General features: G+C 71.8%; 14 protein-coding genes. 5 read left to right on the forward strand and 9 right to left on the reverse strand.

What is annotated here, in order from left to right; all coding sequences use genetic code 11:
* Window position 1: 1 nt before the first annotated feature.
* Window positions 2-1,267 (reverse strand): aspartate kinase, encoded by a 1,266-nt coding sequence (locus GA0070609_RS27495; protein WP_088996480.1) that lies wholly within the window; start codon window positions 1,265-1,267, stop codon window positions 2-4.
* Window positions 1,268-1,489: 222 nt separating this feature from the next.
* On the opposite strand from GA0070609_RS27495, the gene GA0070609_RS27500 reads away from it, so the two are divergent.
* The 3 genes from GA0070609_RS27500 to leuA all read left to right on the forward strand — a co-directional run bounded on the left by GA0070609_RS27500 (window position 1,490) and on the right by leuA (window position 4,980).
* On the forward strand, window positions 1,490-2,284 hold the full coding sequence (locus tag GA0070609_RS27500; protein ID WP_231928432.1) for a hypothetical protein: 795 nt from the start codon (window positions 1,490-1,492) through the stop codon (window positions 2,282-2,284).
* Window positions 2,285-2,367: 83 nt separating this feature from the next.
* Window positions 2,368-2,898, forward strand: a complete 531-nt coding sequence (locus tag GA0070609_RS27505) for a nitroreductase family protein (RefSeq protein ID WP_088996481.1) — start codon at window positions 2,368-2,370, stop codon at window positions 2,896-2,898.
* 330 nt (window positions 2,899-3,228) lie between these two features.
* Window positions 3,229-4,980 (forward strand): 2-isopropylmalate synthase, encoded by a 1,752-nt coding sequence (leuA, locus tag GA0070609_RS27510; protein ID WP_088996482.1) that lies wholly within the window; start codon window positions 3,229-3,231, stop codon window positions 4,978-4,980.
* A 113-nt stretch (window positions 4,981-5,093) separates the two neighbouring features.
* On the opposite strand, the gene GA0070609_RS27515 is transcribed toward leuA, so the two are convergent.
* The gene (locus GA0070609_RS27515; RefSeq protein WP_088996483.1) at window positions 5,094-6,614 is read right to left on the reverse strand and encodes an MFS transporter; all 1,521 of its coding nucleotides are present in this window, start codon (window positions 6,612-6,614) and stop codon (window positions 5,094-5,096) included.
* 107 nt (window positions 6,615-6,721) lie between these two features.
* Between GA0070609_RS27515 and GA0070609_RS27520 the strand changes: the two genes are divergently transcribed.
* Window positions 6,722-7,384, forward strand: a complete 663-nt coding sequence (locus GA0070609_RS27520) for an HNH endonuclease family protein (protein WP_088996484.1) — start codon at window positions 6,722-6,724, stop codon at window positions 7,382-7,384.
* Window positions 7,366-7,788 (forward strand): hypothetical protein, encoded by a 423-nt coding sequence (locus tag GA0070609_RS27525; RefSeq protein ID WP_088996485.1) that lies wholly within the window; start codon window positions 7,366-7,368, stop codon window positions 7,786-7,788. Before GA0070609_RS27520 ends, GA0070609_RS27525 begins: the two co-directional genes overlap by 19 nt.
* A 120-nt stretch (window positions 7,789-7,908) precedes the next feature.
* On the opposite strand, the gene GA0070609_RS27530 is transcribed toward GA0070609_RS27525, so the two are convergent.
* The 7 genes from GA0070609_RS27530 to GA0070609_RS27560 all read right to left on the reverse strand — a co-directional run bounded on the left by GA0070609_RS27530 (window position 7,909) and on the right by GA0070609_RS27560 (window position 15,068).
* Window positions 7,909-9,012 carry an ABC transporter ATP-binding protein gene (locus GA0070609_RS27530; RefSeq protein ID WP_088996486.1) on the reverse strand — a complete coding sequence of 368 codons (1,104 nt, stop codon included), beginning with the start codon at window positions 9,010-9,012 and terminating at the stop codon, window positions 7,909-7,911.
* A complete protein-coding gene (locus GA0070609_RS27535) occupies window positions 9,009-10,124 on the reverse strand; it encodes an ABC transporter ATP-binding protein (protein WP_088996487.1) in 1,116 nt (371 codons plus the stop codon). Before GA0070609_RS27535 ends, GA0070609_RS27530 begins: the two co-directional genes overlap by 4 nt.
* Window positions 10,125-10,130: 6 nt before the next feature.
* Complete coding sequence (locus GA0070609_RS27540) at window positions 10,131-11,096, reverse strand: ABC transporter permease (protein WP_088996488.1); 966 nt, start codon at window positions 11,094-11,096, stop codon at window positions 10,131-10,133.
* The gene (locus GA0070609_RS27545) at window positions 11,093-12,097 is read right to left on the reverse strand and encodes an ABC transporter permease (RefSeq protein WP_088996489.1); all 1,005 of its coding nucleotides are present in this window, start codon (window positions 12,095-12,097) and stop codon (window positions 11,093-11,095) included. Before GA0070609_RS27545 ends, GA0070609_RS27540 begins: the two co-directional genes overlap by 4 nt.
* An 80-nt stretch (window positions 12,098-12,177) precedes the next feature.
* On the reverse strand, window positions 12,178-13,842 hold the full coding sequence (locus GA0070609_RS27550; protein WP_088996490.1) for an ABC transporter substrate-binding protein: 1,665 nt from the start codon (window positions 13,840-13,842) through the stop codon (window positions 12,178-12,180).
* A 316-nt stretch (window positions 13,843-14,158) separates the two neighbouring features.
* On the reverse strand, window positions 14,159-14,752 hold the full coding sequence (gene recR, locus GA0070609_RS27555; protein ID WP_088996491.1) for a recombination mediator RecR: 594 nt from the start codon (window positions 14,750-14,752) through the stop codon (window positions 14,159-14,161).
* A 7-nt stretch (window positions 14,753-14,759) separates the two neighbouring features.
* Window positions 14,760-15,068, reverse strand: a complete 309-nt coding sequence (locus GA0070609_RS27560; protein ID WP_231928927.1) for a YbaB/EbfC family nucleoid-associated protein — start codon at window positions 15,066-15,068, stop codon at window positions 14,760-14,762.
* Between the last annotated feature and the right edge of the window lie 71 nt (window positions 15,069-15,139).

A 15,139-nucleotide genomic window follows, 5' to 3' on the forward strand; every position in this document is an offset into this window, starting at 1 on the left:
CCTACCGTCCCGTCCCCGCGTAGACCACGGCTTCGGTGTCGCCGCCTAGGTCGAAGGCGTCGTGGATGGCGCGCACGGCGGCGTCGAGGTCGGTGTCCCGGCAGACCACGGAGACCCGGATCTCGGAGGTGGAGATCATCTCGATGTTGACGCCGGCCTGGCCGAGCGCGGCGAAGAAGCCGGCCGCCACGCCCGGGTGCGACCGCATGCCGGCGCCGATCAGCGACACCTTGCCCACGTGGTCGTCGTAGAGCAGGCCCTTGAACTTGACCGACTCCTGGATCTTGCTGAGCGCGGCCATCGCGGTGGGGCCGTCGGTCTTGGGCAGGGTGAAGGAGATGTCGGTGCGCCCGGTGCCCTCGGTGGAGACGTTCTGCACGATCATGTCGATGTTGATCTCGGCACCGGCCACCGTGTCGAAGATCCGCGCGGCGGCGCCCGGCTCGTCCGGCACCCCGACGATGGTGATCTTGGCTTCGCTGCGGTCGTGGGCGACCCCGGTGATCAGTGCTTGCTCCACAGGAAGGTCCTCCATCGATCCGGTGACCATCGTGCCGGTGTTGGTCGAGTATGACGAACGGACGTGGATCGGCAACCCCGCCCGGCGGGCGTACTCCACGCTACGCAGGTGCAGCACCTTCGCGCCGCAGGCGGCGAGTTCGAGCATCTCCTCGTAGGTGATCTGCTTGATGTGCCGGGCGTTCGGGACGATCCGCGGGTCGGCGCTGAACACCCCGTCGACGTCGGTGTAGATCTCGCAGACGTCCGCGTTCAGCGCGGCGGCGAGCGCCACGGCAGTGGTGTCGGAACCGCCCCGGCCGAGCGTGGTGACGTCCTTGGTGTCCTGCGAGACGCCCTGAAAGCCGGCCACGATGACCACCGCGCCCTCGTCGATCGCGCCCTTGAGCCGACCGGGGGTGACGTCGATGATCCGGGCCCGGCCGTGCACCGAGGTGGTGATCACGCCGGCCTGCGAGCCGGTGAACGAGCGGGCCTCGTAGCCCAGGTTGTGGATCGCCATGGCGAGCAGCGCCATCGAGATGCGCTCGCCGGCGGTGAGCAGCATGTCCAGCTCGCGACCCGGGGGCAGCGGGCTGACCTGGTTGGCCAGGTCGAGCAGCTCGTCGGTGGTGTCGCCCATGGCGGAGACCACCACCACCACGTCGTCGCCGGCCTTGCGGGCCGCGACGATGCGCTCGGCCACCCGCTTGATCCGCTCGGCGTTGGCGACGGAGGACCCGCCGTACTTCTGCACCACGAGTGCCACGACGGTGCGCTCCCTCCAGTGACCCTGAGCGTGCCGACGCCGCCGGCACCGGGGCCGGCGGCGCGTGTCAGACGCCCCCAGCGTATCGGGCGGCCCGCGCCGCCGGGTCGGGTGATCCCACGATCCGGCCGGCGGACGCCCCGTGGCGTGGCCCGCGACACGCCGGACGGTCCGCCGCCACACGGGCACCCACGGCCCGGTCGGGCGGCCCAGAATGACCGGGTGCACGCCCACCTCCGCCCGGCCCGACGCCTGGCCGGCCCGCTCGCGCTGGCCCTGCCGACCCTCCTCGCCGCCTGCACCGCCGACCAGCCGGCGGCGCCGCCGCCCGCTCCGTCCAGCGCCCCCGCCCCCGCCGAGCGGGACGCGGCCCGGGACGAGCTGGCCGCGCTGGCCGCGGCGGCCCAGGACCGGCACCTGATCGCCAGCTACACCCTGCGCGCGCCGGACGCCGCGGACCGGACGATCGTGGTGACCAGCGCGAACGACGGCACCTGGCGGGTGGACGTGCCGGGCGGGGCGCTCGGCGGCACCGCCGACGTGTCGATCGCGGCCACCGCCGACGGGCTCTTCCAGTGCGCCCTGCCGTCGGCCAGCCGGCCCGAGCCGCCGAGCTGCGTACGCCTCGGCGACCCGGACGACAACCTCCCCCGCCGGCTGGACCCGCGGGTGCAGCACCCGTTCACCGACTGGCTGGCCGTGCTCACCGATCGGCGCGCCCCGCTGGCCGTCTCCCCGGCCACTCCGCCGCCCGGCGCCACCGGCGCCTGTTACGCGGTGGAGAGCACCTCGGCCTCGATCAACCCGCCGCTGGACGTCGGCATCTACTGCTACGACCAGGACGGCACCCCCACCGCGGTACGGACGGAGTCCGGGACGCTCGTCCTGGCCGGAGCGCCCGCCCCCGCGCCGGCCACCGTGCAGCTGGCCGGGCCGGTGGTGGACGGCGAGCCGCTCGGCACCGCCTCCCCGCCGCCACCCGAGCCGTCGAGCAGCCCGAGCGCCGGAACGCTCTGACCTCCATCCCGTTACGGGTGCGATTGCCCACATTTGGCCATCCTGACGGTAGGGGTGAAACGCCCATAGGGGACGCTCTACCCATGGCCGACCTCACCCCGCTGCTCGCGATCCGCTGGAGTCCCCGCTCGTTCGACCCGACCGCGGAGCTGACCCCGGCCGAGGCGTCGTCGCTGCTGGAGGCGGCCCGCTGGGCGCCGTCGGCCGACAACGCCCAGCCGTGGCGGTTCGCGCTCGGCCACCGGGAGGACGACACCTGGAAGCGGATCCTGGTGAGCCTCCCGGACGGCGACCAGCGCTGGGCGCGGCACGCCGCCGCACTGGTGCTGGGCGCGCACACCGGCGGCGACCCCGAGCAGGCCGGGTACGACCTCGGTCAGGCGGTTGCCCACCTGACCGTCCAGGCCACCGCGCTCGGCCTGTACGTGCACCAGCTGATCCGCTTCGACCAGGCTCACCTCGCCGCCGAGCTGGATCTGGCCGCCGGGATCCGGCCCCTGGTGGTGGTCGCGGTCGGCCGGCTCGGCGACCCGCGCGCGCTCCCCGCGGACCTGCTCGCCCGGGAAACCGGTCTGCGCCACCGGCGGCCACTCGATGCCCTGCTGCTCGGCTGAACGGCCGGGCGACCGACCGCCGACGCGGGCGGGGCGGACGCCACGGCTGGGCGCGGAGGCCACCGAGGCGGCAGTGAGCCGGGTCCCATAATCCGGACCTGCCTTCCCACTGCACCTACCACCACATAGGGTGACCTTGTCATGTGGCGGGCGTTCCTTCTCCTTGGCTGCCGCGACGAGGCCTGACCGGCCGGCACCTCGTCGCGGAGTTGAACCGCGCCGTCCAGCACATCCGAACTTCTTCTCGGCCCACCGGGCACCGTCGCCCGGCCTCGCGCGCCGACACCTTCCGATTGCTGACGCCACATGTTCCCAGGGAGCAGCACGCCAATGGCTCAACCCGTCACCGACGCTGAGACCGATCCGATCGCCCGGCAGCGCCCCAGCCGGATGCCGTTCCACCGCTACCTGCCCTACCAGCAGCAGTTCCGGCTCGACCTGCCGGACCGCACCTGGCCCACCCGGCACGTCGAGGCCGCGCCGCGCTGGTGCGCGGTCGACCTGCGGGACGGCAACCAGGCCCTGATCGACCCGATGTCGCCCGAGCGCAAGCGCCGGATGTTCCAGCTGCTGGTGCAGATGGGCTACAAGGAGATCGAGGTCGGCTTCCCCTCGGCCAGCCAGACCGACTACGACTTCGTCCGGCAGCTGATCGAGCAGGACCTGATCCCGGACGACGTGACCATCCAGGTGCTGACCCAGTGCCGGGAGCACCTGATCGAGCGGACCTTCGAGTCGCTGCGCGGCGCGAAGCGGGCGATCGTGCACTTCTACAACTCGACCTCCACCCTCCAGCGCCGGGTGGTCTTCGGCCTGGACCGCGACGGCATCACCGACATCGCCACCACCGGCGCCCGGCTGTGCCAGAAGTACGCCGAGATCCACACGCCGGACACCGACATCCACTACGAGTACTCGCCGGAGTCGTACACCGGCACCGAGCTGGAGTACGCGCTGGAGGTGTGCAGCAAGGTCATCGAGGTGATCGACCCGACCCCGGACCGGAAGCTGATCATCAATCTGCCGGCGACGGTCGAGATGGCGATGCCGAACGTCTACGCCGACTCGATCGAGTGGATGCACCGGCACCTGCCGCGCCGGGACAGCCTGGTGCTGAGCCTGCACCCGCACAACGACCGGGGCACCGGAGTGGCCGCGGCCGAGCTGGGGCTGCTGGCCGGCGCCGACCGGATCGAGGGCTGCCTGTTCGGCAACGGCGAGCGCACCGGCAACGTCGACCTGGTCACCCTGGGGCTGAACCTGTTCTCCCAGGGCATCGACCCGATGATCGACTTCTCCAACATCGACGAGATCAAGCGGGCCGTCGAGTACTGCAACCAGCTGCCGGTGCACGAGCGCCACCCGTACGCGGGCGACCTGGTCTACACCGCCTTCTCCGGCTCGCACCAGGACGCGATCAAGAAGGGCTTCGACGCGCTCGCGGCGGACGCCGCCGCGGCCGGGGTGCCGGTCGACGAGCACCCGTGGGCGGTGCCCTACCTGCCGATCGACCCGAAGGACCTGGGCCGCACCTACGAGGCGGTCATCCGGGTCAACTCGCAGTCCGGCAAGGGCGGCGTCGCGTACATCATGAAGACCGAGCACCAGCTCGACCTGCCGCGCCGGCTCCAGATCGAGTTCTCCGGCGTGGTCCAGCAGGTCACCGACCACTCCGGCGGCGAGGTCGAGCCGGGCGCGATGTGGCAGATCTTCGCCGAGAACTACCTGCTCGACCACCAGCGGGACCCGGCGGTCACGCTCGCCGGCTACGCCATCGGCACCGCCGAGGGCAAGGTCGAGATCGAGGCCCAGGTGGGTCTCGGCGGGCAGCGGCGGTCACTGACCGCGGTCGGCAACGGCCCCATCGACGCGTACGTCAACGCGCTCCAGTCGGTGGGTGTGGCGGTACGGGTGCTCGACTACCACGAGCACGCGCTCTCCTCGGGTGGGGACGCGCAGGCCGCCGCGTACGTCGAGTGCGAGGTGGACGGGCGGACGGTGTGGGGCGTCGGCACCGACGCCAACATCGTCACCGCCTCGATCAAGGCCGTCACCAGCGCCGTCAACCGCGCCCGCGACTGATCCGGCGGCGGTCCCGGTCCGCCGGGGCCCGCCGCCCGAGTCGCGCCCTCCCGCTCAGTCCGCCCGGCTCAAGTCCGTGCGGCTCAAGTCCGCCCGTGTGCAGCCGGCCCGGCTCAGCTGGGCCGGCTGCGCGAGCTGCCGTCGCGCCGCTCGGGCGGAGTGGACACCGGCAGGGTGTGGCAGGGCTGCGCCGGCGGGGCCGCCCGGGGCGGCCGGTGGATCAGCAGGCCGGCCAGCACCGCGCCGGCCGCCAGCAGCCCGGCGCACCAGAGCAGCGCGCCCCGGTACGCGTCGGTCAGCTCGCCGCGCTGCTCGTAGCCGCTGCCGGAGAGCCCGACCAGCAGCGGCAGCGCGGCCACCGCGAGCAACCCGCCGGCCCGGGCGGCCGCGTTGTTGAAGCCGCTGGCCACACCGGCGAACCGGTCCGCCACGGCGGCCAGCACCGACGCGGTCAGCGGCGCCACCACCAGGGTCAGCCCCGCCCCGAACAGCACCACCCCGGGCAGCACGTCCCGCCAGTACGACGCGCCCGGGCCGACCCCGCGCAGCAGCAGCAGGCCGGCCGCGGCGACCAGCGGTCCGACGAGCAGCGGCAGCCGCGGGCCGATCCGGGCGGCCAGCGCTCCGGCCCGGGCGCTACCCACCATCAGCAGCAGGGTCATCGGCAGCAGCGCGATCCCGGTTCGGAACGCCGACCAGTCGACCACGTTCTGCAGGTAGACGGAGAAGAAGAAGGTGAAACCGCCGAGCGCGGCGTAGACCACCACGGTGAAGACGTTCAGCACCGAGAAGAGCCGGCTGCCGAACAGCCCGGTTGGCAGCATGGCGGTGTCCCCGCGGCGCCGCTCGACCAGCACGAACACCACCGTGCCGGCCACCCCGAGCAGCGCCGCGACCAGCACCGGCGGCGAATCCAGGCCGCGCGCCGGGGCGTCGATCAGGGCGTACGTGACGCCGGCCAGGGCGAGCGCGCCGAGCAGCGCGCCCAGCACGTCGAAGCGCCGGCGCCGCCGGCCCGGCCCCTCGGTGCGGGAGGCGTTCTCGTCCCGGCTCTCCGGCACCCAACGCAGCGCGGCCAGCACCACCAGGACGGCCAGCGGCGCGTTCAGGAAGAAGATCCACCGCCAGGAGAGCGCGTCGATCAGCCAGCCGCCGACGAACGGGCCGAGCGCGGTCGACACGCCGGAGAGCCCGGACCAGGCGCCGATCGCCCGGCCCCGGTCGTCCGGGTGGAAGCTGGCCTGGAGCACCGACAGCGAGCCCGGGGTGAGCAGGGCGCCCCCGACGCCCTGGAGGAACCGGGCCGCCACCAGCCACGACGTCTCCTGGGCCAGCCCGCAGAGCAGCGAGGCCAGGGTGAACCAGGCCACCCCGAGCAGGAAGACCCGCCGCCGCCCGAACCGGTCCCCGAGCGCCCCGCCGAGCAGCACGAACGCGGCGAGCGTCAGCAGGTAACCGTTGATCGTCCATTGCAGACCCGACACGGTGGCGTCGAGGTCGGCCCCGAGCCGGGGCAGCGCCACGTTGACCACGGTGCTGTCGAGGAAGACCATGCCGGAGGCGAGCACCGCCGCGAGCAGCGTGCCCCGGCCGGCGGCGGTGCCGAGGCGGAGCGCGGGAGCGGTTTCGGTCATCCGACCAATCTGCCTCGCGCCATTCTCCAGACGCCACGAAACGCCGAAACCCGGCCCAGGTACTGTGCGGGATCGCCGGAAGCCCGCAAGCTGGAGAGGTGTCGTCTGTGCGTACCAGATCAGGACCGCGCGCCGGGGTGACGGCCGTGCTCGCCGCGGCGCTGGCGCTCGGCGTCGCCGGCTGCGTGTCACTCGACGAGCCGGAGCAGACCCCGTCGCCGACCGCCGGCGGCAACCCGGCGCAGCTGCTCGGGCAGTTGACGGTGGCCGGCGCCGGCTCGATGAAGGGCTACAGCCGCAACCGCTTCCCGCACTGGCGGGACACCGGCAAGAACTGCGACGTGCGGGACAACGTGCTGAAGCGGGACGGCGAGAACATCAAGCTCTCCGGCTGCAACGTGGTCGGCGGCCGGTGGGAGAGCGCGTACGACGGCCGGGCGCTCAGCGACCCGTCCGACGTGGACATCGACCACATGGTGCCGCTGGCCAACGCCTGGCGCTCCGGTGCCGACGAGTGGGACGACGCGAAACGCGGCGACTTCGCAAACGACCTCGACCGGCCGCAGCTGATCGCGGTTTCCGCGACCTCCAACCGGGCAAAGGGTGACCAGGACCCGTCGCAGTGGAAGCCGGCGAACCGGTCGTACTGGTGCCAGTACGCCGCGGACTGGGTACGGGTCAAGCACCACTGGGGGCTCACGGTGACCAGCGCCGAGAAGGCCGCCCTGACCGACATGTTGGAGGACTGCACATGGGCGAGCAACCCGTGACCGGGGACCGGGCGACCACGGCCGGCATGACCGCCGACGGCGCGACCGCCCCGGCGGTGCCGGGGGCCGGGATGAGCGCGGACAGCCCGGACGCGCCGTCCGCCGCCGCGCCGGGTGCCGGCATGGCCGCCGACGCGAACGCGGCGAGCACCGCCGCCCAGGAGCGGACGGCCGACGTCGTGCCCGGCCCGGGTGGCGTGATGACCGACGAGGTCGGCGTGGTCACCGGCGAGCTGACCCTGCGCACCGAGTACGCCGACGGCCAGGTGACCCTGCGGGTGCAGTACAAGGACGCCGACGAGTGGTACGTGGTGACCGGCGGCCGTGCCCCGCTGGCCGACCCGGCCGGCCTGGATGCCGTGCACGCGATAGCGGTCGCCCTGCTCAACCGCCCGGAGGGCTGACCCGCCCGACCCGCCGCCGGCCGGGCACGTTCGGGCCGGCACACGAAGAAGCCCGGGTCGCGGCCGACCCGGGCTTCCGCATGCTCGCCGCGAGCGTGCCGCCGCGGCACGCCGGCGACGTCAGACGTACGAACCGGGCTCGCTGGGGGCGGAGACCACACCCGGCGCCTCGCCCTCGTCCTCCGGGCGGACGATCTGCACCTCGACCTTGTGCGGGCGCAGTTCCCCGCTGGCGATCTGCTCGGCGAAGTGGCAGGCCACCCGGCTGCCGCCGATCTCCCGCAGCGCCGGGCGCTCGTCGGCGCAGCGGGTCGGCTGCGCCCACGGGCACCGGGTGTGGAACCGGCAGCCCGACGGCGGGTTGGCCGGCGAGGGCAGGTCGCCGGCGAGCAGGATCCGCTCCCGCCGGTCCTCCACGTCCGGGTCCGGCACCGGCACCGCCGACATCAGCGCCCGGGTGTACGGGTGCAGCGGCTCGGTGTAGAGCCGGTCGCTCGGCGCCTCCTCGACCAGCGCGCCCAGGTACATCACGCCGACCGTGTCGGAGATGTGCCGCACCACCGCCAGGTCGTGCGCGATCACCAGGTAGGTCAGGCCGAGGCTGTCCTGGAGTTCGTCGAGCAGGTTCACCACCTGGGCCTGGATCGAGACGTCCAGGGCGGAGACCGGCTCGTCGGCGACGATCAGCTCGGGCCCGAGCACCAGGGCCCGGGCGATGCCGATGCGCTGCCGCTGGCCGCCGGAGAACTCGTGCGGGTAGCGGGAGAGCGCCCAGCGGGGCAGCCCGACCTTGTCCAGCGTCTCGCTGATGATCTTGCGCCGCTCGTCGCGGTCGGCGCCGATCCCGTGGGCCTGCAGGCCCTCGGTGAGGATCGACTCGACGTTCTGCCGTGGGTCCAGGCTGGACATCGGGTCCTGGAAGATCATCTGCATCCGCCGGCGCATCGATCGCAGCTTGCCCGCCGGCAGCCTGGTCAGCTCCACGCCGTCGAAGTCGACCTCGCCGTGGGTGGGCGGGGTGAGCTGGAGCAGCGCCCGGCCGAGCGTCGACTTGCCGCAGCCGGACTCGCCGACCAGGCCGTACGTCTTCCCGCGCGGGATCCGCAGGTCGACCCCGTCGACCGCCTTCACGTGGCCGATCGTCCGGTCGAAGAGCACCCCCCGCTTGATCGGGAAGTGCACCTTCAGGTCGCGTACGTCGACGAGGATGTCGGTGTCGGTCACGGCTTCTCCTCCTCCCGCGGCGCGGGGCCGAAGCCCTGCACCGCCGGCGGGTCGTTCGGGACGGCCTGCGCCGGCACGGAGCCGGGCCGGGCCTCCGTGGGCACCGCGCCGCGGACCTCCTGGCCCGGTTCGACGCCGGGCAGCGGCGCCGGGTTGACGCACCGGTAGCTACGGCCGTCGTGGGCGAGCACCAGCTCGGGCGGCTCGCCGACGCAGGCGTCGATCCGCCGGGCGCAGCGCGGCGCGAAGGCGCAGCCGTCCGGCCAGGGCAGCACGTCGCGGACCGAGCCGGGGATCGGGTTCAGCCGCTCGCCGCGCCCGGCGTCCAGCCGCGGCACCGAGCCGAGCAGCCCCACCGTGTACGGGTGCCGCGGCTCGCGGAACAGCGGACGGCGGCGGGCCGTCTCCACCACCCGGCCGGCGTAGAGCACGTTGATGGTGTCGCACATGCCGGCGACCACGCCCAGGTCGTGCGTGATCATCACCAGCGCGGTGCCGGAGTCCCGGACCAGCTCCTTGAGCAGCTCCAGGATCTGCGCCTGGATGGTGACGTCCAGCGCGGTGGTCGGCTCGTCGGCGATCAGCAGCCGGGGCTTGCAGGCCACCGCCATGGCGATCAGGGCGCGCTGGCGCATGCCGCCGGAGAGCTGGTGCGGGTACTCCTTCAGCCGCCGCTTCGGGTCCGGGATGCCGACCCGGTCCAGCAGCGCCGCCGCCTCCTTGGCCGCCGCCTCGCCCTTCATCCCGCGGTGCCGGGCGAGCACCTCGGTCACCTGCAGGCCGATCGGAACGACCGGGTTCAGCGAGCTGAGCGGGTCCTGGAAGATCATCGCGATGTCCCGGCCGCGGATGTCCCGCCGGGACCGGTCGTCGAGCTGGAGCAGGTCGGTGCCGTCGAAGACCGCCTTGCCGCCGACCCGCAGGCCGGGCTGCTTGGGCAGCAGACCCATGATGGCCAGCGAGGTGACGCTCTTGCCGCAGCCGGACTCGCCGACCAGGCCGACCACCTCACCGGCGTCGACCGAGAAGGAGACCCCGTCGACGGCGTGCACGGTGCGCTGACCGCGCCGGGCGAAGGTGACGGAGAGGTCGTCCACTTCGAGCAGAGACATGCTGACCTACTTCCGCAGCTTCGGGTCGAGGGCCTCGCGCATCGCCTCACCGAGCAGGGTGAAGCCGAGCGCCGTGATGATGATCGCGACCGCCGGGTAGATCGCCAGCGCCGGCCGGATGCCAAGGTACGGCTGCGCGTCGGCGAGCATCACGCCCCACTCCGGTACGGCCGTGTCGGGGTTGCCCAGGCCCAGGAAGGAGAGCGCGGCAGCCTCGATGATCGCGGTGGCCAGGGTCAGCGTGGCCTGCACGATCACCGGGGCGAGCGAGTTCGGCACCACGTGGGTGATGGCGATCTTCGACTTCTTCACGCCCAGCGAGGTGGCCGCCAGCACGTAGTCGCTGTGCGACTGGGAGATCATCGAGCCGCGCAGCAGCCGGGCGAAGACCGGCACCGAGACCACACCGACCGCGATCATCACGGTGACCAGGCTCGCCCCGAGCAGGGCGGCGATGCTCACCGCGAGCAGCAGGCTGGGCAGCGCCAGCATCATGTCGATGACCCGCATCAGGGCGGTGTCGATGGCCCGGCCCCACCGGCCGCCCAGCCCGGCCGCGGCGCCGGCGACGCCGCCGACCAGCGCGCCGATGGCCAGACCGATCAGCGTCGAGACCACGCCGACCAGCAGGGTCTGCCGGGCACCGACGATCATCCGGCTGAACACGTCGCGGCCCTGGTGGTCGTAGCCGAGCCAGTGGTCGCCGGAGGCGCCCGGGATGATGCCCTGCCCCGACTTGACCACGCCGTCGCGGATGCCGATCGCGTCGGTCGGCCCGTACGGGACGAAGAACGGCCCGATCACCGCGATCAGCACGAAGAGCACCAGGATGACCGCGCCGATGATCGCGGCGGGGTTGCGCCGCAGCCGGCGGAACGCCTCCTGCCAGAGGCTGACGCCCCGCTCGTCGTCCCGGGACGCCAGTTCGGCGAGCCGGTCGATCTTGTCCTTCTTGTTGCTGGTGATCGTCATCGGACCCTCACCCTCGGGTCGATCAGGCTGTAGGAGAGGTCCACGATGAGGTTCACCAGCACGTACACCACCGCGATGATCAGGATGAAGCCCATCAGCACCGGATAGTCGCGCTGGCCGATGGCGTCGTAGATGAAGGCGCCGATGCCGCTGAAGGCGAAGACGGTCTCGGTCAGCACCGCGCCGGAGAGCAGGCCGCCGGTGAGCAGACCGATCGAGGTGACCACCGGCAGCATGGCGTTGCGCAGCACGTGCCGGCGGCGGACGGTGCGCTCGGTCAGGCCCTTGGCCTCGGCGGTGCGGACGAAGTCCTCGTTGAGCACCTCCAGCACGCTGGCCCGGGTGATCCGGACGATGATCGCCAGCGGGATGCTGGCCAGCGCGACGCCGGGGAGCACGAGGTGCCAGAGCGCGTCGGCGGCCGCGTCCCACTCGCGGGTCATCAGGCCATCGAGGACGAAGAAGTTGGTGATCCGGGTGGCACCGAGGGTCGGGTCCTGCCGGCCGCTGGACGGGAACCAGCCGAGGTTCTCCGAGAAGATCGCCTTGAGCACGTAGGCCAGGAAGAAGACCGGGATGCAGATGCCGATCAGCGAGCCGCCGACCGAGGCGTGGTCGAGCAGCCGGCCGCGGCGGCGGGCGGCCAGGTAGCCCAGCGGGATGCCGAGCCCGATCGCGATCGCCAGCGCCATCACGGTCAGCTCGACGGTACCCGGGAAGCGCTCCAGGAACTCGGTGGTGACCGCGCGCTTGGTGGAGGTCGAGGTGCCCAGGTCGAGGCGGATCAGCCGCCGTACGAACCGGCCGTACTGCACCAGGATCGGCTCGTCCAGGCCCATGTTGCGGCGGATGGCGGCACGCATCTCGGGCGTTCCGCGCTCACCGAGGATGGCGGTCTCGGGACCGCCGGGCAGTCGGCGGAGCCAGATGAAGAGCAGGAGGGAGAGCCCGAACAGCGTCGGTATCAGCTGGAGCAGGCGTCTGACGATGAACCGGAACACGGTGGCCTCGAAAGGGGTGTGCGGAGGGTCGCGGGCGGGCGCTGAAGGATCCAGCGCCCGCCCGCGTTCCTTGCGTCAGGTCAGGACTTGAACTCGGCGTTGGCGTACCGCTCGTCGGTGAGCGGGCTCGCCTTGACCCCGGTCACGTCCTTGCCGAACACGATCGCCGGCGGCGAGTGCGACACCGGGACACCCGGCAGGAAGTCCATGATGGCCTTGTTGATGGCCTTGTACTTCTCGGTCCGGGCCGCGATGTCGGCCGTGGTGTCGGCGTCCTTGAACTGGTCGAACAGGGCCTTGTTGTTGAAGCCCCACTCGTCCTTCGGCCGGTCGAAGAAGGTGCCGATGAAGTTGTAGCCGTCGCCGTAGTCACCGGTCCAGCCGAGGAAGTGCAGGTCGTGCTTGTTGCCGGAGGTGGTGGCGTTCAGGTAGTCCGGGCTCCACTTCAGCGGGATGGCCTGGACGTTGATGCCGACCGCCTTGAGGTCCGCCGAGAGCAGCTCGAAGATGTCCTTCGGGTTCGGCATGTACGGCCGGGTGACCTCGGTCGGGTAGTGGAACCGCAGGGTCAGGTTCGTCGCGCCGGCCTCGGCCAGCAGCTGCTTGGCCTTCTCCGGGTTGTAGTCGTACTTGGTGACGTCGCCGTTCCAGCCCTCGACGGTGTCCGGCATGAAGTTGTCGGCGACCTTGGCGCCCGGGGGCAGCTTCGAGTCGACCAGCGCCTGGCGGTTCAGCGCGTGCGCGATGGCCTGCCGGACCTTGATGTCGGCGAGCTTCGGGTTCCCCTTCTGGTTGATCGCCAGGTAGAGGATGTTGAACGCCGGGCGGGTCAGGACGTTGAAGCCCTCGCTCTTCAGCGGCTCGACGTCGGCCGGGCCGACCAGGTCGTACCCCTGGATGTCGCCGGAGCGCAGCGCCTGCTTGCGCGCGTTCTCGTCGGAGATGGTCTTGAAGATCAGGGTCTTCAGCTTGGCCTTCTGACCGGCGTAGTCGTCGTTCCGCTCCAGGGTCAGCGTCTTGTTGGCGACGTCCCAGGACTTGAACTTGAACGGACCGGTGCCGGTCGGGTGCTCCATCGCGTACGACGGGTACTTGATGTCCTCGGCGGTGCCGGTGACGTTGCTGGCGTCGTACTTCTCCAGCGCAGCCGGGCTGTGGATGGAGAACGACGGCAGCATCAGCGCGGCCGGGATCTTGCTGGAGACCCGGGTGAAGGCCAGGTCGACGGTGGTGGCGTCCTTGGCGGTGCAGGACTTGAAGAGGCTCGGCGGCAGCTCCGGGTCCTCGTTCTTGGCGAAGCCGCCCATGACGTCCTGCCAGTACGCGGTCACGTCGGGGCTCTGCATGAGGCCCTTGGCGTTGTACCAGCGGTCGAAGTTCTTGCAGACGGCCTCGGCGTTGAAGTCGGTGCCGTCGTGGAACTTCACGCCGGAGCGGAGCTTGAAGGTCCACGTCGTGCCGGCGGCGTCCGGAGTCCAGGACTCGGCGAGCCCGGGAGAGACCTTGGTGCCACCCTCCTCGGGACGGACCAGCGTCTCGAAGACCTGACGCGCGACGCGCAGCGACTCACCGTCGCTGGCCATGCTCGGGTCGAGCACCTTCGGGTCTCCGGCTACGCCGAAGACGAGGGTGTCCTTCTTGCTACCGCCGGAACTGTCATCGCGGTTGCTCTCGGCGCAGCCTGCTACCGCGAGGGCCGCGACCGCGACGGCCGCGATCGCGGCCTTCGGCCTGGATGCACGCATGGTGCTTCACCTCGTCCTTGGGGGTACGGACAACGTGGTGACAGGGGTCACCGATGTGCGGTGACCTTAGCTTCCGTCCGGGACTGCGGGAAACTCTTGACGAAGCGGTTGGTACCGGATCGTGTCTTAACCGATGCGCCCCGCGCCTAAGGCCGTTCCGGACCGCCATCAAAGGGCCGCTTTGTCCGGGTTCAGCGATGCAAATTTGTTACATCGATCGTCGCCTGGTTCGCCCACATGTCAGAACACACAGTGGACCCGCGCCGGGTACGCCGATGGCCGGCGCCGGTCACCCGGCGCCGGCCATCGCGGAGTTTCAGACGGCCCGACGGCCCTCGAAGGCCCGGCCCAGGGTGATCTCGTCGGCGTACTCCAGGTCGCCGCCGACCGGCAGGCCGCTGGCCAGCCGGGTCACCGCGATGCCCATCGGCTTCACCATCAGCGCGAGGTACGTCGCGGTCGCCTCGCCCTCGGTGTTCGGGTCGGTGGCCAGGATCAGCTCCCGCACCGCGCCGCCGCCGAGCCGGGTCATCAGCTCCCGGATGCGCAGATTGTCGGGCCCGATCCCCTCCAGCGGGTTGATCGCCCCGCCGAGCACGTGGTAGCGGCCGCGGAACTCACCGGTCCGCTCGATCGCCACCACGTCCTTGGGCTCCTCGACCACGCAGAGCACCTCGTCGCTGCGGCGCGGGTCGCGGCAGATCCGGCACTGCTCGCTCTCGGCGACGTTGTAGCAGGTGGTGCAGAACCGCACCAGCTCCTTGACCTTGCGCAGCGCGCCGGCCAGCCGGTTCACGTCGGCCGGATCGGCGGACAGGACGTGGAAGGCGATCCGCTGGGCGCTCTTCGGGCCCACCCCCGGCAGCCGGCCCAGCTCGTCGATCAGGTCCTGGATGGCACCTTCGTACATCGGCCGCTCAGAACCCGGGCAGGCCGAGGCCGCCCATGCCACCGGCGACCGGGCCCATCTTCCGCTCGGTCAGCTCGCGGGCCGCCTCGGCGGCGTTGTGCAGGGCCGCGACGACCAGGTCTTCCAGGGTCTCCACGTCCTCCGGGTCGACCGCCTTCGGGTCGATCTTGATGCTCTTGACCTCACCGGTGCCGGCCACGGTCGCGGTCACCAGCCCACCACCGGCGGTGCCGGTCAGCTCGGCCTCGGCGAGCTCGGCCTGCGCCTTGGCGATCTGCTGCTGCATCTTCTGCGCCTGCTTCAGCATCTGCTGCATGTTCGGCTGTCCACCTGGGCGCACGGGATGGCTCCTTCTCGCACTCGTCTGCTCGGCCGCCGCCCAGCCTA

It is taken from the genome of Micromonospora echinaurantiaca (assembly GCF_900090235.1).
GTDB classification, from domain to species: Bacteria; Actinomycetota; Actinomycetes; order Mycobacteriales; family Micromonosporaceae; genus Micromonospora; species Micromonospora echinaurantiaca.